Raw genomic sequence first — 21,909 nt, 5'->3', positions numbered from 1 at the left:
ATGTGACGTGGTTGGAGCTGGAGGGAAGCCGCTCGGCCCGACGCCGGGCGGCGGGGTGGATCAAAGTTCGGCGGCCAGGCGCGAACCCTGGTTGATGGCACGCTTGGCATCCAGCTCGGCGGCCACGTCGGCGCCGCCGATCAGGTGCACGCTCTGGCCGGCGGCCAGCAAGCCGTCGTGCAACTCGCGCAGCGGGTCCTGGCCGGCGCAGACGATCACGGTGTCCACCGGCAGCACCTGGGGTTCGCCTTCCGCCACGCGGATGTGCAGGCCGGCGTCGTCCACCTTGAGGTACTCCACCGCGTTGAGCATCTGCACCTGCTTGTTCTTCAGGCCAGTGCGATGGATCCAGCCCGTGGTTTTGCCAAGGCCGTCACCCACCTTGGATTTCTTGCGCTGCAGCAGGAACACCTGGCGCGCCGGGGCATGCGGCTGGGCCTTGATGCCAGCGATACCGCCGCGGGCCTCCAGGGCGCCGTCGATGCCCCACTCCTTCCAGAACGCCTCGCGGGAGAGGCTGGTGGACTGCCCCTGGTGGGTGATGAACTCGGACACGTCGAAGCCGATGCCGCCAGCGCCGATCACCGCCACCTGTTGCCCGACCGGCTTGCGCTCGAGGATGGCGTCCAGGTAGCCGATCACCTTCGGGTGATCGATGCCCGGTATTTCCGGGGTACGCGGCGCGATACCGGTGGCCAGGATGACCTCGTCGTAGCCGCCCTTGGCCAGATCCTGCGCGGACACGCGGGTGTTCAAGCGCAGGTCGACGCCAGTGGTCTCCAGCTTGCGCTTGAAGTAGCGCAGGGTTTCAAAGAACTCCTCCTTGCCCGGCACCCGCTTGGCCACATTGAACTGGCCGCCGATTTCGCCGGCGGCGTCGAACAGGGTCACGCTGTGGCCGCGCTCGGCGGCGACGGTGGCAGCCGCCAAGCCAGCGGGGCCGGCGCCGACCACGGCGATCTTCTTCGCCTGGGCCACCGGAATGTAGTTCAGCTCGGTCTCGTGGCAGGCGCGCGGGTTCACCAGGCAGCTGGTCAGCTTGCCGCCGAAGGTGTGATCCAGGCAGGCCTGGTTGCAGCCGATGCAGGTGTTGATCTCGTCGGCGCGGCCCTCGGCGGCCTTGTTGACGAAATCCGGGTCGGCGAGGAACGGGCGGGCCATGGACACCATGTCAGCGTCGCCCTCGGCCAGGACCTGTTCGGCCACTTCCGGGGTGTTGATGCGGTTGGTGGTGATCAGCGGAATCTTCACCTCGCCCTTGAGCTTGGCGGTGACCTTGGTGAAGGCCGCGCGCGGCACCTTGGTGGCGATGGTGGGGATGCGCGCCTCGTGCCAGCCGATGCCGGTGTTGATGAGGGTGGCGCCGGCGGCCTCGATGGCCTTGGCCAGGGTGACGATCTCGTCCCAGGTGCTGCCGCCTTCCACCAGGTCAAGCATGGACAGACGGAAGATGATGATGAAGTTCGGGCCCACGGCTTCACGCACGCGGCGGACGATCTCCACCGCCAGGCGCATGCGGTTCTCGTAACTGCCGCCCCAGCGGTCGGTACGCTGGTTGGTGTGGGCGGCGAGGAACTGGTTGATGAAGTAACCCTCGGACCCCATGATCTCGACGCCGTCGTACTCCGCCTGCTGGGCCAGTTGCGAGCAGGTGACGAAGTCCTGGATCTGCTTTTCGATGCCGGCTTCATCCAGTTCGTTGGGCTTGAACGGGTTGATCGGCGCCTGGATGGCCGACGGCGCGACCTGCTTGGGGTTATAGGCATAGCGGCCGGCGTGGAGGATCTGCATGCAGATCTTGCCGCCCGCCTCGTGCACTGCGCGGGTGACGATGCGGTGCTTCTCCGCCTCTTCAGGGGTAGTCAGCTTGGCCGCGCCGGCATAGACGCCGCCCTCGGCGTTCGGGCCGATGCCGCCGGTGACCATCAGGCCAACACCGCCACGGGCACGCTCGGCGAAGTAGGCGGCCATGCGCTCGAAGCCGTTGGGCTTCTCTTCCAGCCCGGTGTGCATGGAGCCCATCAGGGTGCGGTTGCGCAGGGTGGTGAAGCCCAGATCGAGGGGGGCGAGCAGGTGCGGGTAACGGGCTGCGGTCATGATTCCTCCACAACAGGCGGTGCTATTCACGAAATGCCCTGGCCTCGGGGCCGGGGTCGGTTATGGGGCTGAAGATAAAGAGCAGGCATGCCCCGCTCAATGATCGAAACTGACAAGTTACTGATCCAAACTGACAGCCCACCTTGGCAAGCGGCCGTGCGTCCCCTACCCTGACCGGCATTCCCAAGGCCCGGACTCCCCATGCGCAAACTGCTGACGCCCCTGATCGCCGCCATCCTGGTGAGCTGCCTGACCGCCTATGCGCTCTGGACCGGTGAACGGCCACGCGGCCATTACCTGTCCGACCTGCGCGCCAGCCTGGCCAGCGATGTCGGCACCGCCAGCGCCAACGGCAACCTGCTGGCGATCCGCCCGGCGCTCTACCCCAGCGACTACCGCGACCCGGACCTGCTGCGGATGAAGCTGGCCGCCGCCCTCGACCAGGCCCGCGCCCAGGGCCTGCTGAATGAGAAGACGGTGGTCGCCCTGCCCGACCATATCGGCACCTGGCTGCTGCTGCAGGACGAGAAGCACGACCTCTACCAGGCCCGCAGCTTCGCCGAGGGCGGCCGGTTGCTGACCCTCAGCCACCCGACCCTGCTGGGCCGCCTGTTCCTCCAGGGCCAGGACCTGGAAGAGGCCCTGCTGCGGGCCAAGGCGCGACGCATGGCGCGGGACTACCAGAAACTGTTCAGCCGTCTGGCCGGGGAGTACCAGGTAACGCTCCTCGCCGGCTCCATCCTCCTGCCCTCGCCCTACTTCAAGGACGGCAAGCTGCGCAGCGGCCACGGCGCTCTCTATAACCTGGCGCTGGCCTTCGCCCCGGACGGCCGACTGCTCGGCGAGCCCTTCAGCCAGCCCTGGCCGCAGAGCGCCCGTGGCGAGTCCCGCCAGGACCTGCAAACCGCCAGCGGCCTGGTGACCATCACACGCGACTGGAGCCTGGGCTATCCGCAGAGCCAGGTGACCCTGAGCGACGGCCAGACCCACGCCAGCGAGGCGCTGTTCCTGCGTGGTCGGCTCTGGCCTCTGCACAACGCGCCCGCTGGCAGCGAGTTGACCCCGGCCGGCGCTCCGCAGGCCAGCGAGGCGCCGGGCAGTCACCTGCTGAACGCCTGGCTGAGCGCCCGATGAAAGCGCAACGGGTCAAGCTCGGCGACCTCTCGGTCAGCTTCGTCCACAGCCTGGTCGCGGCACTGGAACAGGCCGGCCAGTCGCCCGCGGAGCTGCTGCAGCGCTTTGGCCTGGACGCCGCGCGCTTCGCCGAACCCCAGGGACGTCTGTCGATCCCGCGCTACATGCGCCTCGGCCATGCCGCCATCCAGCTCAGCGGCGATCCGGCACTGGGTTTGCGCATGGGCTGCCTCAGCCACCTCAGCCAGCTGGGCCTGGCGGGCGTCTGCGCGGCGCAGGCACCCAACCTGCGGGAAGCCGCCCGTGCCCTGACGCGCTTCGAACGGCTCTACGCCAGTAACTACCGGGGCCAATCGAGCTTCCACGAGGACAGCAAGGGCGCCTGGCTGCGCTTCTATTCCATCAGCCCCTACAACGCCTACAACCGCTTCGTGGTGGACTCGGTGCTGGCCGGCTGGCAGAACCACCTGAGCCAACTGGCGGGCAGCGGTATTCGCCTGGAAAAGGTGGAGATCGAATTTCCCGCGCCGGACTACGCCGAGCGCTATGCCGAGTATTTCGGCTGCCCGGTGGAGTTCGAGGCCGCTGCCAACCAGTTGCGCCTGTCCCTGGACACCCTGGCGCTGCGCGGCCGCGAGCACTGCCCGAGCACCTGGCGGCAACTACTGGAGATCTGCGAAAGGGAATTGCAGCAACTGACCCGCACCCGCAGCCTGCGCGAACGCATCACCCAATTGCTGGGGCCACTGCTGCACGGCCGCGAACCGGACCTGGAAGAGGTGGCGGCGCGCCTGCAGATGCCCAGCTGGACCCTGCGCCGCAAGCTGGCCGAGGAAGGCACCCAGTTCCGCGCCATTCTCAACGAGACCCGCCGCGACCTGGCCATGGCCTACATCCGCGACACCGAACTGGCCTTCGGCGAAATCGCCTACCTGCTGGGCTTCGCCTCGGCCGAAGCCTTCCAGCGCGCCTTCAAGCGCTGGAGCGGCAGCACCCCGGGGGAATTCCGCCGCGCCCAGCGCCAGGCGGGCTGATCACATCTCCGTGGCGTCGTCGGCGGGCTCCACCGGGTCCTGCTCGGAGGCGTGGAAATCGAGGATTTCTTCCTGATAATCGTCCATTGGCTGTTCCTCCCGGGTTCGATAGCAGTCATGGAAACAAAGACCATGCCAAGAACGTAACGATCCCAGGTGACCGGAAAATTACCCGGCCGAACAGGCAAAGAAAAAGCCCCCAGGTATTTCTACCTGAGGGCTTCTCTGTATGGCGCAGCGGACGGGACTCGAACCCGCGACCCCCGGCGTGACAGGCCGGTATTCTAACCGACTGAACTACCGCTGCGTGTCGGTTCGGACTTGCGTCCGATGGAGCTAACTTGCGTCTGGCGCAGAGGCTTACAAGCTTCTGCCGCCTCATGCCCGAGCGACTCGAACATGGAAGGTATGGCGCAGCGGACGGGACTCGAACCCGCGACCCCCGGCGTGACAGGCCGGTATTCTAACCGACTGAACTACCGCTGCGCGTCGGCCGGACTTGCGTCCGAAATTCACAAGGAATGGTGGGTGGTGACGGGATCGAACCGCCGACCCTCTGCTTGTAAGGCAGATGCTCTCCCGGCTGAGCTAACCACCCATCGCCTTGCGAGGCGCGCAATTTACGCAGTGGCCCTCGCTAAGTCAACACCCTGTATGGATTTTTTCTGCAAACCCAGCTTTTACCGTATCGCTCGATCACCGGAGCGCACCATCCCGGCGCAAGCGCCCTGGATCGGGGCGGGATCAGTTCCCCACCTTCAGCGCGAACCGCGCGGTGACGCGGCCATCGTCGGTGCGGTCCAGGCCCGCTGCCTCAATGCGCACCCCCTGCCCTTCCAGCACGCCCAGCCAACGCAACAGGCTGGGGAAAGCGGCCGGCTGCAGGTTCACCTGCACCGCGCCCGGCGCGTCGCTGTCGATGCGCTCGACTGCCAGCCCCTGCTCGGCGGCGGTGGCGGTGACCAGTCCCTGCAGCCGCTCCGGGTCCAACTGGGCCAGCGGCTGGCGCTGTGCCGCGCGTGCCTGGGGAGCGTGCAGTTGCAGGTAGGCATGCAGGCCCCGCTGGTCCTCGAAGAACTCGCGGGCACTGGCCAGACGACGTTCGGCCGGCAGCCAGAGGAGCAGATAGAGCAGGACCAGGCCGAGGAATACGCCCAGCCCGGCCAATGCCACGCGGTCCCGGGCGGGCATGGCGCGCCAACGCACGCCCAGGGAAGAGGCCTGCCATTGCGTCTGCAGTGGTGACTTGATTGCGTCGATCATCTTCATCCCCCTATCACCAGTCGCGCGCTGACACCGCCCTGATCGCGGCTGGCCGACCCCATTTGCACGGAAAGCCCGCTGCCGATCAGGCGCTGACGCAGACGTTCGAGGGCATCGAAGCCCGGCGCCTGTACCTGGAGCGCGAGGTCGCCGCGCACGTCACTGAAGTCCAGCTGCTGCACCCGGACTTGCGCGCCTTCGGCGATCAGCGCCTGGGCCGCCTGGCCGAGCAGGGCCAGCAGGCGCCCCTGGCTAGATACGGCCCCCTCGGCCAGGTGCTGGTCGAACTGCGCGCGCAGGTTCACCAGCTTGCTGTCCTCGGGGAACAGCTCGCGATAGAGCGCTTCATTGGCGTCGGCATAGGTCTCGCCCTGACGCTCCAGCTGCCAGGCCTGGACCAGATTGAAGCCCCACTGCAGCACCAGCCACAGGCCCACCAGCCCCAGCAGGGGCTTCCAGCGGGACCAGCGCTGGCCTTCCTGGCGCAGGGCGAATTCGCCTTGCGCCAGGTCGGCGCCCTTCTGCGCCGCCAGCCAGGCGTAGGGATCGCCTTCGTCGCCCCAGTCGTCCACGCCGTCCAGGGTCTGGCGCCCAGCCGGTGCGTAGCCGCTGCGCGGTGCCGGGCAGGCGCCTTGCAGGTACGGCCAGTCCTGCTCCTCGAAGCTGAGCCGGGTACTGCCTTCACCCCCCAGCAACCAGCGTTGTTCCAGCCAGAGCAACTGGGTGCCCTGCTCCGGCAGCAGGTCGGCATCGATATGGATGGCCGCCGGCGCTGGCCCGAGCTTGCCGGCCAGCTCCAGCCACCCCGCCAGCCACGCGCGGCGCACGGCGAATACCCGGTGCCGGCCGTCGGCCAGCGCGCCACCCAGGCCGAGGTGGAAGTTTTCCACGTCCTCGGCAAGCAACTCTTCCACCGCGAAGGGCAACGCCTGGCGTAGCCAGCGCCCTTTCCGGGTGGGCAGGCGGACCGCGCAGCAGGTCGCCGCCTCCACCGGCAGGACCAGACGCCAGGGCGGCGCCACCTCCTCAAGCGCCCGCGCGAACGGCAGGCGGCGGCTCATGCCGGCTTGCCAGAGCAGCACCTCCAGTTCGGCGTCGAGCTGGGTGCTGGCGGCCACCGGCAGGAAGATACATGCCTGTGTCATGACTGCGGCTCCTTGACGGGCAACGGCGGCAAGCCGTCCTGCCCGAGATCACGAGAGAGAACCCGTACCTTGCCGTCGCTGCTGCGCTGCAGGGTACTGACCAGAACCTGGCGGCGACCGGCGAGGCGCACCTCGCTGATCACCTGAAAGTACTGGCTGCCCACCGCCAGCCCCTGGGCCTCCAGGCCCATGCCGGCCAGGGCCGGCTGACCAAGAAAGGCATCCAGGCTGCGGAACCCCGTGGTTCCGCGTGCGGCCATCAGCAATCCCCCACTGTCGGCGCTCAGGTTGTCGGCCAGGGTAGACAGCACCAAGGCGCTGGCGGTGTTCACATTGAGCGCGGCATCGGCAGGCAGCACGGTGACGAATGGCAGCAATTTGCGATAGTCCAGCTCCGTCATGCCTAACACTAGGCGCAACTCCGACACATCGCTCATGGCGTGATTGGCCGCTCGGTACGGCGGCTGCAGCAACAGGTACTGGTTGTCCTCCGCGCCGTTGGGACCGTAGGGTTCCTGGTCACGGTCGAGCCAGTCGACCAGGCGCTCGGTGTAGGGCGCCTCGATCCCCAGCCGCAGCAGCAAGCGGCGGAACTGGCGGATACCCGGCTCGCTCAGTTGCCCGTCACGCACCAGGCCGTTGAGGTTGAAGCGACCGCTGAGGTCCTCGATACGGACGCTCAGGGAGCCGCCATCGTCCAGTTGGAAGGTGGTCAGCGGACGGGCCCAGGCTTCGCCCAGATGATCCACCGGCGTCCGCGGATCGCCCTGGCTCAGGTCGCGCACGAGGATGGCCTTGGCCAGGGCCTCGCCGCCGAGGGCGTACTGGGCCACCTGGCGAGTGTGCAACGCGTTGCCGCTGGAACGGATGGACAACTGGGTGCGCGCGATCAGGCCGGCACAGACCACAGTGACCACCGCCACTACCAACAGCACGGTGAGCAACGCCACCCCCGCCTGCCGCTTCATTGTGCCCGCTCCTGAGCACCAGCCTGCTGCCCGCCCTGCGCGTCCGGTTGCGCGCCATCCGGCTGACCGTCGCCGGCCTGGGGCAACTGCCGGGGCGGGGTTTCCACCAGGCGCAATACGCGGCGCAGCTCGCCATAGCGTCGATGCTCCAGGCTCAATTCGAGGGCGCGCGGCAGGCGATCCAGGCGCTCATCGGCCGCCGGTCCCGCCGGTGGCCAGCTGTCCTGCCAGTCGCCGTTGCCATCCAGGTAGCGCAGCTTCATGGCGGTGACGCCCTCCAGCGCGTTCTGCACGCGCGGCAGGCTGTCCTGGGCCTGGTCGAGTACCGTCCAATAGCGCCGTTCCAGGCGTTCGCCGGACAGTTGCCAGCGTACCCGCTGCAGGCGCGAGCGCTGCGCGCCGGTGGGGTTGCGCCAGCCGTCGCGGGTCAGTTCCAGGCTGTCGCTGTCGCCGGCATGCTCACCCAGCAGCGCGGCACGGGGCTCGCCATAGGCGTCGCGGACCGGGCGCGAAACCACCTGGCGCACGTCCCGCTCGAAGGCTGAAATGGCGCGCACCAGCTCCCGCAGCTGCCGCTCCTGCAGGCGGGTCGCCTCATCGCTGTCGAGCACCGCACCCAACATGCGCCAGGTGCCAAGGGCCAGCAGCGCGAAGATGGCGATGGCGATCAGCAGCTCCAGCAGGGTGAACCCCCTGGCGCGCTTCATGGCGTGCTCCCGAGGAAACCCACCAGGCGCACCATGGCCCGCTCTTCCAGCTTGCCGCCGATACCCCGGAGCGGCTTCGGCGCCACCCAGAGGGTGACCCGTCGCAACGCCGGGTCGCGGGTGGCTTCCACCTGGCTCAACCATTCCCAGCGGCGCCCGCCATAGTCCAGCTCACCCTGGTCGCGGCCGTTGCCCGGCGGCGTTTCGCGCAGTTGCAGTTCGGTCAGGCGGTTGTCGGCGATCCACATCGCCAGGGTCTTGTCTTCCAGGCGCGAAGCGATCTGCAGGCTGCGTGCGCTGGCGGTGAGGACGCTGGCGGCGACCACGGCGAAAATCGCCAGGGCCACCAGCACCTCGATCAGGGTGAAGGCGCGGCTGCGTCTCATCCGGCACGCCCCTGGCCGTCCAAGTGTTCCACGCGGGGGAGACGGAAGCCGTCGCTGGAGAGCTGCAGGCGCAGCCCATCCCTGCGCCGCTCGCCCAGCCGCAAGCGGAAGGGACTGAGTTCGCCACTGGAGAGGATGATCAGTTGCGGCACTGGCCGCGCATCTCCGGGCTTTTTCTCATCCTCGGCGGGCGCTGGCAGCACCAGGGGTTCGCCGTCCAGTTCGAAAGTCAGCTCGGCCCACTCGGGCAGTTGGCGGGCGCCATCGGACAGCGGCTGCCAACGGGCGCCGGCTTCGTCGTAGTAGTAGACCTGGTAGCGATCCCGCTCCAGACGCAGGCCGTATTCACGGTTGTCCAGCACCGCCTCGTCGGCGAGCACGCCGATCAGGCCCGCCAGGCGCTCGGCCTCGTTGTTCAGCTCGCGGGCGGGGCCGGCGACGCCGGAGCCGATCACCGCCAGGCCGGCGAGGCAGGCGATGACCACCATCACCACCAGCACCTCGATCAGGGTGAAACCGGCGGATGCCAGGGCACCGGGCATCCGTCCGGCGCCACCCTGCCGCCTGTTGTTCATCAGTTGTCCCAGTTGGCAATGTCGGCGTCGTTGTCGCTGCCGCCTTCCTTGCCATCGGCCCCCAGGGAATAGAGGTCGTAGGAGCCCTTGCTGCCCGGGGACAGGTATTGGTACGGGTTGCCCCAGGGGTCCACCGGCAGCTTCTTCAGGTAACCGTCCCGGTTCCAGTTCTTCGCCGGTGGATTGCCAGACGGCCGGCTCACGAGGGCTTCCAGGCCCTGCTGGGTGCTCGGGTAGGCGAAGTTGTCCAGCTTGTACATGTCCAGCGCGGCGCCGATGGCCTTGATGTCGCCCTTGGCCACCGTGACCTTGGCCTGGTCGGGGCGGTTCATCACCTGTGGCACCACCAGCGCGGCGAGGATGCCGAGGATGACCACCACCACCATGATTTCGATGAGCGTAAAGCCCGACTGACTACGGCGCAGTTTCACGCGATTACCCCACGAGTTGGTTGAGAGAAAGGATAGGCAGCAGGATGGCGAGCACGATCATCAATACCACGGCGCCCATGACCACCAGCATGAACGGCTCGAAAAGGCCGACCAGCAGGGCAATCTGCGCGGCCAGGTCGTTTTCCTGGTTGCGCGCGGTGCGGGCGAGCATCTGATCCAGCTCGCCGGAACGTTCGCCACTGGCGATCATGTGCAACATCATCGGCGGGAACTGTCCGCTGGCCTCCAGGGCGCGGGTCAGGCTGCCGCCTTCGCGGACCTTCTGCGCGGCCACCACCACCTGGGCGCGGATCACCCGGTTGGCGATCACCTCGGCGCCTATGCCCAGGGCCTCCACCAGCGGCACGCCGCTGCGGGTGAGAATGGCCAGGGTGGAGGCGAAGCGCGCCGTGTCGGTGGCGCGCACCAGAGCGCCCACCAGCGGGACGCGCAGCACCAGGCCGTGCCAGCGCTGACGGACATCCGGGTCGCGCAGGGCCCAGCGCGCCCCGACGATGGCGGCCAGGAGCACCAGCAGCATCAGCCAGCCCCAGTGCTTGACCAGGTCGCTCAGGGCGATCAAGCCGCGGGTAAGCAGCGGCAAGGTCTGCCCGGAGTCGACGAACACCTTGACCACGTCGGGCACCACGAACCCCAGCAGGAAGGCGACGATCGCCAGCGACGCGCACATCAGGATCACCGGGTAGAGCAGCGCCAGCTGAATCTTCTGTCGCGACTGCTGGCGTTGTTCGGTGTAGTCGGCCAGTTGCTCCAGCACCGGCCCGAGGTGGCCGGCGTGCTCCCCCGCCGCCACCGTGGCGCGGTACAGCTCGGGGAAGGCCGAGGGAAATTCCCGCAGGCTGCTGGCCAGGCTGTGCCCTTCCAGCACCCTTGCGCGCACCGCCAGCAGCATGGACTGGATGCGCGAGCTGCTCGATTGCGCGGCCGCCGCACGCAGTGCCTCCTCGATAGGCAGCGCCGCCTGTACCAGGGTGGCGAGCTGCCGCGTCACCAGCGCCAGGTCGCGGGCGGAGAGGCCACGCGACAGGCTGAAGCGGCCCTTCTCCTCCTGCTCGCGTACTCGGGTCGCGCGCACCTCCAGCGGCGCCAGTTGCCGCTCGCGCAGCAACTGGCGCACCTGGCGGGCGCTGTCCGCTTCAAGCACGCCCTTCTGCTGGCGGCCCTTGTTGTCGAGGGCGAGGTATTCGAATGCAGCCATGATGGGTAAGAACCTATTCTTCCTGGGTCACCCGCAGCACTTCCTCCACCGTGGTGACACCCTGCAGCACCTTGCGCCGGCCGTCTTCGCGGATGCTCGGGCTGGACTGCCGCGCGTGGCGGATCATGTCCTGCTCCGAGGCGACGTTGTGGATCAGGTTGCGCATGTGGTCATCGAAGACCACCAGTTCGTAGATGCCGGTCCGCCCGCGATAACCCTGCTGGTGGCATTCCGCGCAGCCGCGAGCACGATGCAGGGTCGGCGCACTGTCCTCCTCCAGGCCCAGCAGCCGGCATTCGGCGGCGTCGGCCTGATACGCCTCCCTGCAGTGCGGGCAAAGCACCCGCACCAGCCGCTGGGCCAGCACGCCGAGCAGGGACGAGGACAGCAGGAAGGGCTCGACGCCCATGTCCACCAGCCGGGTGATGGCGCCGATGGCACTGTTGGTGTGCAGGGTGGACAGCACCAGGTGACCGGTCAGCGACGCCTGCACGGCGATTTCGGCGGTCTCCTGGTCGCGAATCTCCCCCACCATCACCACATCCGGGTCCTGGCGCAGGATGGCACGCAGGCCGCGGGCGAAGGTCATGTCCACCTTGGGATTGACCTGAGTCTGGCCGATGCCCTCGATGTGGTACTCGATCGGGTCCTCGACCGTGAGGATGTTACGCGTGCGGTCGTTGAGGGTGACCAGGCTGGCGTACAGGGTGGTGGTCTTGCCCGAGCCGGTGGGGCCGGTGACCAGCAGGATGCCGTGGGGCCGGCGCACGGTTTCTTCCAGCAGATGGCGGTCGCGCTCGCTCATGCCCAAGTGCTGCAGGGTTAGTCGCCCGGCCTGTTTGTCCAGCAGGCGCAGGACCACGCGCTCACCGTTGGCCGATGGCAGCGTGGAAACCCGGATATCCACCTCGCGCCCCGCCACCCGCAGGGAGATGCGGCCGTCCTGGGGGATGCGCTTCTCGGCGATGTCCAGGCGCGCCATGACCTTGATCCGCGACACCAGCAGGGCCGCGAGCTCGCGCTTGGGTTCGAGCACTTCGCGGAGGATGCCATCGACACGAAAGCGCACCACCAGGCGCTTCTCGAAGGTTTCCAGGTGGATGTCCGAGGCGTTCTCCTTGATCGCCTCGCCGAGGATGGCGTTGATCAGGCGGATGATCGGCGCATCGTCCTCTTGCTCAAGCAGGTCTTCGGTTTCCGGAATCTGCTCGGCCAGGGCCGCGAGGTCCAGGCTGCCCCCCAGGTCCTCTGCCAGCTGCATCGCGGCGGAAGCGTCGTGCTGGTAAGCCTCTGCCAGGGCCTGCTCGAAGGCGTCGCCCGTGAGTGGCTTCAGCGGCAGGCTGCGTCCGGCGAAGCGGCGCGCCTCGGCCAGGGCCACCAGCTCGACGCCAGGGCGATGGGCCAGGCAGGGCTCCAGGCCATCCAGCAGCAGCACGCCGTGCCGCTTGGCGAAACCGAAGGGCAGCCGTCGCAGGGGAGCATCAACGCGTGGAGGATTCATCCGTGGGCGCCTGTTTCAAGTGAGTCCAGAGGAAAGTATTGCAGCGCAATCCGACCCTTGTGCAGAGCCGCTGACCAGAACTTATGGCGAGTGTGAACAAAACCACCTAAAGCCGTAAAAATTCAGAGATATCTTTAGCACAGCAGCCGTTTCGCAACATCATCCGGCCGGCCGAGCCCGGCACTCGCCTGCGCTGCTATGATCAAAGCAGTTCTGCCAAACATAAAACCAAAGAACGAACACGGCATTAGGAGTTCACCCCTCTTGCAAGTCCCGGATTCCGCACACTGGCTGCAACGCCATGCGCCGGCCCTGGTCGGTGCGCTGCTGGTTCTGGCCATGGGCGCCAGCTTCGCCTGGCAGACCCGCGAGTGGTTGCGCCTGGTCGGGGCCCCGGCCGAAACCTCGACGCAAGCGGGGGCCCCCATCGCCGCCCGGCAGCCCCTGCAGAATCTGGAACCACTGTTCGGCCCGGCCCCGCAAGTCCAACCCAGCGGCCCGCCGCCCACCACCAACCTGCGCCTGACCCTGCTCGGCAGCTTCGTCCATGCGGGGGCGGACAAGTCCATCGCCATCATCCAGTACGAGGGCGGCAAGCCCCGCCGCTTCAGCGCCGGGGACGAGATCACCAGCGGCGTCAAGGTGCACGCGGTGTACCGCGACCGGGTCGAGATCGAGCGCGGCGGGCGCCTTGAGAGCCTCAGCTTCCCGGAACCGCGTTCACGTTTCACGCCGGCCAGCGGAACCTCCGCGGAGTCGTCTGCCGCGGTAATCGATGATCTCAATGGCCTGCAGGAAGACAACGTCGCCGAATTGCGCGAGCGCATGGAAAAACTACGCCAACAGATGGAAGACCCGGAGAACACTGCCCCCGAACCTTCCGCCGAACAGCCCCCGGAAAGCGAATGAAACGATGACCCTGACCTTCTCGCGCCTCACGCTCGCCCTGATCGCCGCCGGGATGCTGGCCGCGCCCCTGCCGCTGCTCGCCGCCCAGCCTGCCGCCACACCGGGCGTCGCGCAGCAACAGCGTCAGGACGGCTGGACCATCAACCTCAAGGACGCCGATATCCGCGAGTTCATCGACCAGATCGCCGATATCACCGGTGAGACCTTCATCGTCGACCCGCGGGTGAAAGGCCAGGTCAGCGTGGTTTCGAAAGCGCCGCTGGGGCTCAACGAGGTCTACCAGTTGTTCCTCTCGGTGATGGCCACCCACGGTTTCACCGTGGTCACCCAGGGCGACCAGGCCCGCATCATTCCCAATGCCGAAGCCAAGGCCGAAGCCGGCAGCAGCCGTGCCGGCGCGGAAAGACTGGAAACCCGCGTGATCCAGGTGCAGCACACACCGGTGACTGAACTCATCCCGCTGATTCGACCGTTGGTCCCGCAGTACGGCCACCTCGCCGCCGTGACCTCGGCCAACGCCCTGATCATCAGCGATCGCACCGCCAATATCGCGCGCATCGAAGACCTGATGCGCCAACTGGACCAGAAGGGGGACCGCGACTACACCGTGCTGAACCTGCGGTACGCCTGGGTGATGGACGCCGCCGAGGTGCTCAATGCGTCCCTTAACCGCGGCCAGTCCAAGGGTGGCTCGGGTACCCAGGTGATCGCCGACGCCCGCACCAACCGCCTGATCATCCTCGGCCCTCCGGCCGCCCGCAGAAAACTGGCGGCCCTCGCGCAATCCCTCGACACGCCCACCTCGCGCTCGGCCAACACGCGGGTGATCCGCCTGCGCCACAACGACGCCAAGAGCCTGGCAGAAACCCTCGGCGAGATTTCCGAAGGCCTGAGGAACGGTGAAGGCGGGGCTGCCGAAGGTGCCTCCAGCGGTAACGGCAGGTCGCAGAACATCCTGATTCGCGCCGACGAGAGCCTGAACGCCCTGGTGATGCTGGCCGAGCCGGACGTGGTCACCGCCATGGAGGACATCGTCCGCCAACTCGACGTGCCCCGCGCCCAGGTGATGGTGGAAGCCGCTATCGTGGAGATTTCCGGCGACATCACCGATGCCCTCGGCGTGCAGTGGGCGGTGGATGCCCGCGGTAGCACCGGCGGCCTGGGCGGGGTCAACTTCGGCAATACCGGGCTCTCCGTGGGCACCGTGCTCAATGCCATTCGCGACGAAGAAATCCCCACCCCCCTGCCCGACGGCGCCATCATCGGCATCGGCACCGACAATTTCGCCGCGCTGATCACCGCCCTTTCTGCGAACAGCAAGAGCAACCTGCTGTCCACCCCGAGCCTGCTGACCCTGGACAACCAGAAGGCCGAGATACTCGTTGGCCAGAACGTGCCGTTCCAGACCGGCACCTTTACCACCGACGCCTCGGGCGCCAACAACCCTTTCACCACCATCGAGCGCCAGGACATCGGCGTGACGCTGAAGGTAACGCCGCACATCAACGAAGGCGCCACCCTGCGCCTTGAGATCGAGCAGGAAATCTCGTCCATCGCCCCCACCGCCACCCTCACCGCCCAGGCGGTCGACCTGATCACCAACAAGCGCTCGATCAAGAGCACGATCCTCGCCGAAGACGGCCAGGTCATCGTACTGGGCGGCCTGATTCAGGACGACATCACCCAGACCGACTCCAAGGTGCCGCTGCTGGGTGATATCCCGATCCTCGGGCGGTTGTTCCGTTCTACCCGTGACTCCCACGTGAAGCGCAACCTGATGGTGTTCCTGCGCCCGACCGTGGTCCGCGACCGCGCCGGCCTCGCCGCGCTGTCCGGGAAGAAGTACAACGACATCCGCATCGTCGGCGAGCACAACAAGGAAGGTCGCCCGGCCATCCTGCCGCGCCAGCCGGTGGAGCTGTTCGACGGCGTCCAGGATCCGGCGGTGGACTTGCGCAAGCGCTGAAAGGGCGAACGACGACGCTCAGTTCGCCCGCAGAAATGCAACGGGGCGGCCACACCTGTTGGTGTGGCCGCCCCGCTTTTTTCAGTCGGGACTCGAGTACTTAAAGTGCCGCCAGGCCGCGCGCCAGGTCCGTCTTGAGGTCGTCGACATCCTCCAGGCCGATGGCCAGGCGGATGAGATTGTCGCCGATACCGGCATTGGCGCGTTCCTGAGGCGAGAGGCGACCGTGGGAGGTGGTGGCCGGGTGGGCGATGGTGGTCTTGGTGTCGCCCAGGTTGGTGGTGATAGAGATCATCCGGGTGGCATCGATGAAGCGCCAGGCGGCCTCTTTGCCCCCCTTGACCTCGAAGCTGACCACCGCGCCGAAGCCCTTCTGCTGACGCTTGGCCAGCTCGTGCTGCGGGTGGCTTTCCAGACCGGCGTAGTAGACATGCTCGACACCGGGTTGTTGCTCCAGCCAGCGGGCGATTTCCAGGGCGCCGGCGCAATGGGCCTGCATACGCACGCGCAGGGTTTCCAGACCCTTGATCATCACCCAGGCGTTGAACGGGCTCAGGGTCGGGCCTGCGGTGCGCAGGAAGCCCACCACTTCCTTCATGTGCTCGGCACGGCCCGCAACGACGCCGCCCATGGTGCGGCCCTGGCCGTCGATGTACTTGGTGGCCGAGTGCATGACGATGTCGGCGCCCAGCTTCAGCGGCTGCTGCAGCGCAGGGGTGCAGAAGCAGTTGTCCACCACCAGCAGCGCGCCCTTGGCATGGGCGATCTCGGCGAGGGCGGCGATGTCTACCAACTCGGCCAGCGGGTTGGAAGGCGACTCGACGAACAGCAGCCTGGTGTTCGGCTTGATCGCCGCTTCCCAGCCGGCCAGGTCGGACAGAGCCGGGTAGTCCACCTCGATGCCGAAGCGTTTCAGGTACTTCTCGAACAGGCTGATGGTGGAGCCGAACACACTGCGGGAAACCAGCACGTGATCACCGCCGCTGCACAGGCTCATGGCAATGGCAAGGATGGCCGACATACCGGAGGCGGTGGCCACGGCCTGTTCGGCGCCTTCAAGGGCGGCGATGCGCTCCTCGAAGGTGCGCACCGTCGGGTTGGTGTAGCGCGAATAGACGTTGCCCGGCACTTCGCCGGCGAAACGCGCGGCGGCGTCAGCGGCGGTGCGGAACACGTAGCTGGAGGTCAGGAACATGGCCTCGCCGTGCTCGCCTTCCGGCGAACGGCGCTGGCCAGCACGCACGGCCAGGGTATCGAAGGCGGCGCCTTCCAGGTCACTGTCCAGCCTGCCGGCTTCCCATTCTTGCGTCATCTCACTCAACCTCGAGTTAGCCGATGTCCGTGGCTCAGTTGTTGTACAGATCGATGATGGCGCTGACCGCGCTGGCCTTGGCCTTGCTGGCGTCGTTGCGCGCCTGCTCGATCTTGTTCAGGTAGTGCTCATCCACATCGCCGGTGATGTACTGGCCGTCGAACACCGCGCAGTCGAAGTGATCGATCTTCACCTTGCCGCCACCAACGGCGTCGATCAGGTCCGGCAGGTCCTGGTAGACCAGCCAGTCGGCACCGATCAGCTCGGCCACTTCCTCGGTGGAACGGTTGTGGGCGATCAGTTCGTGGGCGCTGGGCATGTCGATGCCGTAGACGTTGGGGTAACGCACGGCCGGCGCCGCGGAGCAGAAGTAGACGTTCTTGGCGCCGGCTTCGCGGGCCATCTGGATGATCTGCTTGCAGGTGGTGCCGCGCACAATGGAGTCGTCCACCAGCATCACGTTCTTGCCGCGGAACTCCAGCTCGATGGCATTGAGCTTCTGGCGCACGGATTTCTTGCGTGCGGCCTGGCCCGGCATGATGAAGGTGCGGCCGATGTAGCGGTTTTTCACGAAGCCTTCGCGGAACTTCACGCCCAGGTGGTTGGCCAGCTCCAGGGCTGCGGTGCGGCTGGTGTCCGGAATCGGGATCACCACATCGATGTCGTGCTCCGGACGCTCGCGCTGGATCTTCTCGGCCAGCTTCTCACCCATGCGCAGACGCGCCTTGTAGACCGAGACGCCATCCATGATGGAGTCCGGGCGCGCCAGGTAGACGTGCTCGAAGATGCAGGGAGCGTACTGCGGATTCTCCGCGCACTGGCGGGTGAACAGCTTGCCTTCTTCGGTGATGTACACCGCTTCACCCGGCGCCAGGTCGCGGATCAGGGTGAAGCCCAGCACATCGAGGGCAACGCTTTCGGAGGCGATCATGTACTCGACGCCTTCGTCGGTATGGCGCTGGCCGAAGACGATCGGGCGGATGGCATGGGGGTCGCGGAAGCCGACGATGCCGTAGCCGGTGATCATCGCCACCACGGCGTAGCCACCGGTGCAGCGCTGGTGCACGCCGGAAACGGCAGCGAACACATCTTCCTCGGTCGGCTGCAGCTTGCCCCGGTGGGCCAGTTCGTGGGCAAACACGTTGAGCAGCACTTCCGAGTCGGAGTTGGTGTTCACGTGGCGCAGGTCGGACTCGTAGATTTCCTTGGCCAGTTGCTCGACGTTGGTCAGGTTGCCGTTGTGCGCCAGGGTGATGCCGTAGGGCGAGTTGACGTAGAACGGTTGCGCCTCGGCGGAGCTGGAGGAGCCCGCAGTGGGGTAGCGCACGTGGCCGATGCCCATGTGGCCAACCAGGCGCTGCATGTGGCGCTGCTGGAAGACATCACGCACCAACCCGTTATCCTTGCGAAGGAAGAGCCGGCCGTCATGGCTGGTCACAATACCGGCAGCGTCCTGGCCGCGATGCTGAAGGACGGTAAGCGCGTCATACAGCGCCTGATTGACGTTCGACTTACCGACGATACCGACGATGCCACACATGTGACGCAACCCCTGCTAGTAGTTCAGGCTAATCAAGTACCCGACCAGACCGTTTGGGCACGGACGGGCATTCTTCCGGGTGCGACGCATCAGCTGGGTGAGCTGATGCCGCTCGCGAGCCACTGGCTGGTGAAGCCCAGAATAAGGTTCTTCGACCAGTCGGCGACCATTAGAAAATGCGGCAACAGCACCGATTGCTGCCACCAGGGATCCTGCTGCACCGGGGCCAGGCTGAGCAGGCCGACCAGCAGCACGACCAGCAGCGCACCACGGGCGCCACCGAAGGCCATGCCCAGCACACGGTCGGTGCCGTCCATACCGGTGACCCTGACCAGCTCGCCGATCAGGAAATTGATCAAGGCGCCGACCAGCAAGGTGGCGACGAAGAGAATGGCGCAGGCGGCGATGATGCGCGCCGACGGCATTTCGATGAACTCGGTGAGATGCTGCGACAGGGCGCCGCCAAAAGTCCAGGCGACCACGCCTGCGACTATCCAGGTGAGCAGCGAGAGAGCTTCCTTGACGAAGCCCCGGCTCAAACTGACCAGACTGGAAACGGCGATGATGGCGATGATCGTCCAATCGACCCAGGTGAATGCCACGATGCGGCCCACAAACTGAAAAGGCGCTGCATTTTAGCAGAGCACTTCCCCTCCGGTAACCCGCGGAACAGAAAGGGCTCGATTATGCGGGTCTATCAACCCTTTTCCGGCTGGAAGCGGACGATGAAGCCATTCAGCTTCTGCTGACGAGCCAGTTGATCACGCAGCTTGTTGGCCTCGGCGCGCTCAATGACCGGTCCGACGAAAACCCGATTCATACCTTCGACGCTGCGGATATAGGCGTTGTAGCCCTGGGTGCGCAGGTTTTTCTGCAAGTTCTCGGCACTGGCGCGGTTGGACAGGCTGGCAAGCTGGATCGACCAGCTGACCGGCAGCCCGTTGACGTCGAGGCGTTTTTCCTCGGTCTTCACCTCGGCGACGGGCGGGGCCGGAGCCGGCTTGGGCTGCGCCGGAGGTTGTGGCTGCGTCGGAGCGGGAACCGGAACAGCCGGAGCGGCGGGCTGGGCGGGCGGCACAGTAGCCGCCAGGGTTTCTTCGGCGGTCTCCAGCGGCGGCACCGGTTCCTGGGGCAGCGCCTGGGGTTCCGGCACCTGGACCTGCTCCAGCTCCACCGGCGGCATCTCAGGCGCCTTCGGCATGGGCGGCGCCTCGACCACGACCTGGCGCAGTTCATCCTCGCGACTGAACAGCATGGGCAGGAAAATCACCGCCAGCGCCACCAGCACCAGCGCGCCGACGATACGTTGCTTGAGTCCCTTGTCCAATACAGCCATTCCCCTACTCCCCGGTTGCCCGACTTTCCAGCCAGCTCAACGCCTCGGCCACGCTATAGAACGATCCAAACACCAGGACTTCGTCGTCTGGTGTCGCCTGCTCGCACTGCGCTTCCAGTGCGGCGGCGATAGTTTCGTGGACACTGACGCTTGCGTGAAGGTTCGTCAATGCCGCCTGCAGTTCGGCAGCGGGACGCGTGCGTGGCGTGGGGAGTGGCGCCACGGCCCAATGGTCCAGTCGCGCCTGGAGCGGAGCGAGCACGCCGGGGAGATCCTTGTCGGCGAGCAGACCGAACACGGCCCGGCGGCGACCGGCCACCGGGCGCGCAGCCAGGCGTGCCGCAAGATATTCGGCGGCGTGGGGGTTATGGCCGACGTCCAGCAACAGGGACAGCCGCTTGCCGCGCCATTCCACGCAGCGTCGGTCGAGGCGACCGGTGACACGGGTATCGAGCAGTGCGGTCGCCAGGATTTCAGGTTGCCAGGGCAGGTCCAGCAGCGCATAGGCCTGGAGGGCCAGGGTGGCATTCTCCATGGGCAGATCGAGCAGCGGCAGGTCATGCAGCTCCAGCATCTGCCCGGAACGACTGGCGCCGCGCCAGTGCCAGCCCCCCTCCCCTTGCGCCAGATCGAACTCCCGGCCGCGCAGGAACAGCGGCGCGGGCAACGCGCTCGCCTGCTCAAGGAGCGGCGTGGGCGGATCGAGGTCGCCGCAAAGGGCCGGTTTGCCGGCGCGGAAGATGCCCGCCTTCTCGAAAGCCACGCTCTCGCGGGAGTCGCCCAGCCAGTCAGCGTGGTCCAGACCGACGCTGGTGACCAGCGCAAGATCGGCATCCACCAGGTTGACCGCATCCAGCCGTCCGCCCAGACCGACTTCCAGCACCACGGCGTCCAGGCCGGCACGCTGGAACAACCAGAAAGCCGCCAGGGTCCCCATTTCGAAATAGGTCAGGGAGATTTCGCCACGCGCCGCCTCGACGGCGACGAAGGCATCGCACAGCGCCTGGTCACTGGCCTCCTGGCCATTCAACTGCACACGCTCGTTGTAACGCAGGAGATGTGGCGAGCTGTACACACCGACCTTCAGCCCCTGGGCGCGCAGCAGCGAGGCCAGGAACGCACAAGTAGAACCCTTGCCGTTGGTGCCGGTGACCGTGATCACCTTTGGTGCCGGACGGCCCAGGCCGAGCCGGCCGGCGACTTCGCGGCTGCGCTCCAGCCCCATGTCGATCGCCGTGGGGTGGAGCTGTTCTAGATAGGAAAGCCAGTCGGCAAGGGTTCTTGGGGTCATGCGATAGCCGGGGAAGGACGGCGCAGCATCTGCGCGAGCAGCCGACCAAGGCGATCTCGCAGTTCCGCGCGGGAGATGATCATGTCGATGGCGCCGTGCTCCAGCAGGAACTCGCTGCGCTGGAAGCCTTCCGGCAGCTTCTCGCGGACGGTCTGCTCGATCACCCGCGGACCGGCAAAGCCCACCAGGGCGCGCGGCTCGCCGACGATCACGTCGCCGAGCATCGCCAGGCTGGCGGAAACGCCGCCGTAGACCGGGTCGGTCAGTACGGAGATGAAGGGTATACCTTCTTCACGCAGGCGAGCCAGGGCCGCGGAGGTCTTGGCCATCTGCATCAGGGAAATCAAGGCTTCCTGCATGCGGGCACCGCCGGAAGCGGAGAAGCAGACCAGCGGGCAGCGCTGCTCCAGGGCCACGTTGGCGGCACGCACGAATCGCTCACCGACGACCGCACCCATGGAGCCGCCCATGAAGGAGAACTCGAAGGCACAGGCCACGATCGGCATTTTGTGCAGGGTGCCACGCATGGCGATTAGGGCGTCCTTCTCGCCAGTATCTTTCTGGGCGGCGGTCAGGCGGTCCTTGTACTTCTTGCTGTCGCGGAACTTCAGGCGATCCACCGGCTCCAGATCGGCGCCAATCTCTTCACGGCCTTCCGGGTCCAGGAAGATATCGAGGCGGGTGCGCGCATCGATACGCATGTGATGGTTGCATTTCGGGCAGACGTCCAGCGTCTTTTCCAGCTCGGGCTTGTACAGCACCGCGTCGCAGGACGGGCACTTGTGCCAAAGGCCTTCCGGGACCGAGCTCTTCTTCACCTCGGAACGCATGATCGAGGGGATCAGTTTGTCTACCAGCCAGTTGCTCATGCTCTAGTTCTCCACAGCTTTCAGGCCCGAACACGCGCTAGCGGTTCATAGCCCCGCGCATGTCCTTCGGCGAATTCATGGTTGCGACCCCGATGCTCATGGCATGCCCGGGAATCACCCCGGCGATGGCCCGGCCATCGCCCTCGTAAAAAACAGGCCCGGTCGACGCGGCCCTGCCACACGACCCGGCAGGCTTCGCCTGCCCGGGCAACTCGCTAATGGACGG

20 protein-coding genes and 3 tRNA genes are annotated in these 21,909 nt (G+C 66.6%); 4 read left to right on the top strand and 19 right to left on the bottom strand.

Annotated features, from left to right (window positions below):
* Positions 1-60: 60 nt before the first annotated feature.
* Entirely contained in the window at positions 61-2,097 is a 2,037-nt protein-coding gene (locus PJW05_RS11000; protein WP_271411730.1) for an NADPH-dependent 2,4-dienoyl-CoA reductase, read from the bottom strand.
* 201 nt (positions 2,098-2,298) lie between these two features.
* Here PJW05_RS11000 and PJW05_RS10995 point away from each other — a divergent pair, with 201 nt between their 5' ends.
* Both PJW05_RS10995 and PJW05_RS10990 read left to right on the top strand, forming a co-directional pair.
* Positions 2,299-3,231, top strand: a complete 933-nt coding sequence (locus tag PJW05_RS10995; RefSeq protein WP_271411729.1) for a hydrolase — start codon at positions 2,299-2,301, stop codon at positions 3,229-3,231.
* Positions 3,228-4,265, top strand: a complete 1,038-nt coding sequence (locus PJW05_RS10990; RefSeq protein ID WP_271411728.1) for an AraC family transcriptional regulator — start codon at positions 3,228-3,230, stop codon at positions 4,263-4,265. Before PJW05_RS10995 ends, PJW05_RS10990 begins: the two co-directional genes overlap by 4 nt.
* Before the next feature lie 230 nt (positions 4,266-4,495).
* Here PJW05_RS10990 and PJW05_RS10985 read toward each other — a convergent pair.
* The 12 genes from PJW05_RS10985 to gspE form a co-directional block, all read right to left on the bottom strand.
* A tRNA-Asp gene (locus PJW05_RS10985) sits at positions 4,496-4,572 on the bottom strand.
* Positions 4,573-4,674: 102 nt separating this feature from the next.
* Positions 4,675-4,751 (bottom strand) — tRNA-Asp (locus PJW05_RS10980).
* A 36-nt stretch (positions 4,752-4,787) separates the two neighbouring features.
* Positions 4,788-4,863 (bottom strand) — tRNA-Val (locus PJW05_RS10975).
* Positions 4,864-5,009: 146 nt separating this feature from the next.
* Complete coding sequence (locus PJW05_RS10970) at positions 5,010-5,528, bottom strand: type II secretion system protein M (RefSeq protein ID WP_271411727.1); 519 nt, start codon at positions 5,526-5,528, stop codon at positions 5,010-5,012.
* 2 nt (positions 5,529-5,530) lie between these two features.
* Positions 5,531-6,673 (bottom strand): type II secretion system protein GspL, encoded by a 1,143-nt coding sequence (gene gspL / locus PJW05_RS10965; protein WP_271411726.1) that lies wholly within the window; start codon positions 6,671-6,673, stop codon positions 5,531-5,533.
* A complete protein-coding gene (gene gspK, locus PJW05_RS10960) occupies positions 6,670-7,641 on the bottom strand; it encodes a type II secretion system minor pseudopilin GspK (protein WP_271411725.1) in 972 nt (323 codons plus the stop codon). The genes gspL and gspK overlap by 4 nt, the downstream gene beginning before the upstream one ends.
* Positions 7,638-8,348 (bottom strand): type II secretion system minor pseudopilin GspJ, encoded by a 711-nt coding sequence (gene gspJ, locus PJW05_RS10955; RefSeq protein ID WP_271411724.1) that lies wholly within the window; start codon positions 8,346-8,348, stop codon positions 7,638-7,640. Before gspJ ends, gspK begins: the two co-directional genes overlap by 4 nt.
* On the bottom strand, positions 8,345-8,734 hold the full coding sequence (gspI, locus tag PJW05_RS10950) for a type II secretion system minor pseudopilin GspI (RefSeq protein WP_271411723.1): 390 nt from the start codon (positions 8,732-8,734) through the stop codon (positions 8,345-8,347). Before gspI ends, gspJ begins: the two co-directional genes overlap by 4 nt.
* Entirely contained in the window at positions 8,731-9,309 is a 579-nt protein-coding gene (gspH, locus tag PJW05_RS10945; RefSeq protein WP_442969226.1) for a type II secretion system minor pseudopilin GspH, read from the bottom strand. Before gspH ends, gspI begins: the two co-directional genes overlap by 4 nt.
* Positions 9,309-9,695, bottom strand: a complete 387-nt coding sequence (gene gspG / locus PJW05_RS10940) for a type II secretion system major pseudopilin GspG (protein ID WP_271412204.1) — start codon at positions 9,693-9,695, stop codon at positions 9,309-9,311. The genes gspH and gspG overlap by 1 nt, the downstream gene beginning before the upstream one ends.
* 49 nt (positions 9,696-9,744) lie before the next feature.
* Positions 9,745-10,959, bottom strand: coding sequence for a GspF family T2SS innner membrane protein variant XcpS (gene xcpS / locus PJW05_RS10935; RefSeq protein WP_271411722.1), 1,215 nt, complete (start codon positions 10,957-10,959; stop codon positions 9,745-9,747).
* Positions 10,960-10,972: 13 nt separating this feature from the next.
* Positions 10,973-12,460: a type II secretion system ATPase GspE gene (gspE, locus tag PJW05_RS10930; RefSeq protein WP_271411721.1), complete on the bottom strand. Its 1,488-nt coding sequence runs from the start codon at positions 12,458-12,460 to the stop codon at positions 10,973-10,975.
* Positions 12,461-12,724: 264 nt separating this feature from the next.
* Between gspE and PJW05_RS10925 the strand changes: the two genes are divergently transcribed.
* Together PJW05_RS10925 and gspD are read left to right on the top strand one after the other, a co-directional pair.
* Positions 12,725-13,369, top strand: a complete 645-nt coding sequence (locus PJW05_RS10925) for a type II secretion system protein N (protein WP_271411720.1) — start codon at positions 12,725-12,727, stop codon at positions 13,367-13,369.
* Between the two features lie 4 nt (positions 13,370-13,373).
* Positions 13,374-15,335 carry a type II secretion system secretin GspD gene (gene gspD / locus PJW05_RS10920; protein ID WP_271411719.1) on the top strand — a complete coding sequence of 654 codons (1,962 nt, stop codon included), beginning with the start codon at positions 13,374-13,376 and terminating at the stop codon, positions 15,333-15,335.
* Positions 15,336-15,435: 100 nt separating this feature from the next.
* On the opposite strand, the gene PJW05_RS10915 is transcribed toward gspD, so the two are convergent.
* The 6 genes from PJW05_RS10915 to accD form a co-directional block, all read right to left on the bottom strand.
* Positions 15,436-16,647, bottom strand: coding sequence for an O-succinylhomoserine sulfhydrylase (locus tag PJW05_RS10915; protein WP_271411718.1), 1,212 nt, complete (start codon positions 16,645-16,647; stop codon positions 15,436-15,438).
* 34 nt (positions 16,648-16,681) lie between these two features.
* Positions 16,682-18,187 (bottom strand): amidophosphoribosyltransferase, encoded by a 1,506-nt coding sequence (gene purF, locus PJW05_RS10910; RefSeq protein ID WP_271411717.1) that lies wholly within the window; start codon positions 18,185-18,187, stop codon positions 16,682-16,684.
* An 89-nt stretch (positions 18,188-18,276) separates the two neighbouring features.
* Complete coding sequence (locus PJW05_RS10905) at positions 18,277-18,789, bottom strand: CvpA family protein (RefSeq protein WP_271411716.1); 513 nt, start codon at positions 18,787-18,789, stop codon at positions 18,277-18,279.
* 95 nt (positions 18,790-18,884) lie between these two features.
* Positions 18,885-19,523, bottom strand: coding sequence for an SPOR domain-containing protein (locus PJW05_RS10900; RefSeq protein ID WP_271411715.1), 639 nt, complete (start codon positions 19,521-19,523; stop codon positions 18,885-18,887).
* A gap of 4 nt (positions 19,524-19,527) precedes the next feature.
* A complete protein-coding gene (gene folC, locus PJW05_RS10895; RefSeq protein WP_271411714.1) occupies positions 19,528-20,814 on the bottom strand; it encodes a bifunctional tetrahydrofolate synthase/dihydrofolate synthase in 1,287 nt (428 codons plus the stop codon).
* Complete coding sequence (accD, locus tag PJW05_RS10890) at positions 20,811-21,683, bottom strand: acetyl-CoA carboxylase, carboxyltransferase subunit beta (RefSeq protein ID WP_271411713.1); 873 nt, start codon at positions 21,681-21,683, stop codon at positions 20,811-20,813. The genes folC and accD overlap by 4 nt, the downstream gene beginning before the upstream one ends.
* Positions 21,684-21,909 lie beyond the last annotated feature (226 nt).

It is taken from the genome of Pseudomonas sp. Q1-7, from assembly GCF_028010285.1.
Lineage (GTDB): Bacteria > Pseudomonadota > Gammaproteobacteria > Pseudomonadales > Pseudomonadaceae > Metapseudomonas.
Note: the sequence above shows the minus strand (reverse complement) of the source record. Positions and strands in the feature narration are given on the sequence as shown.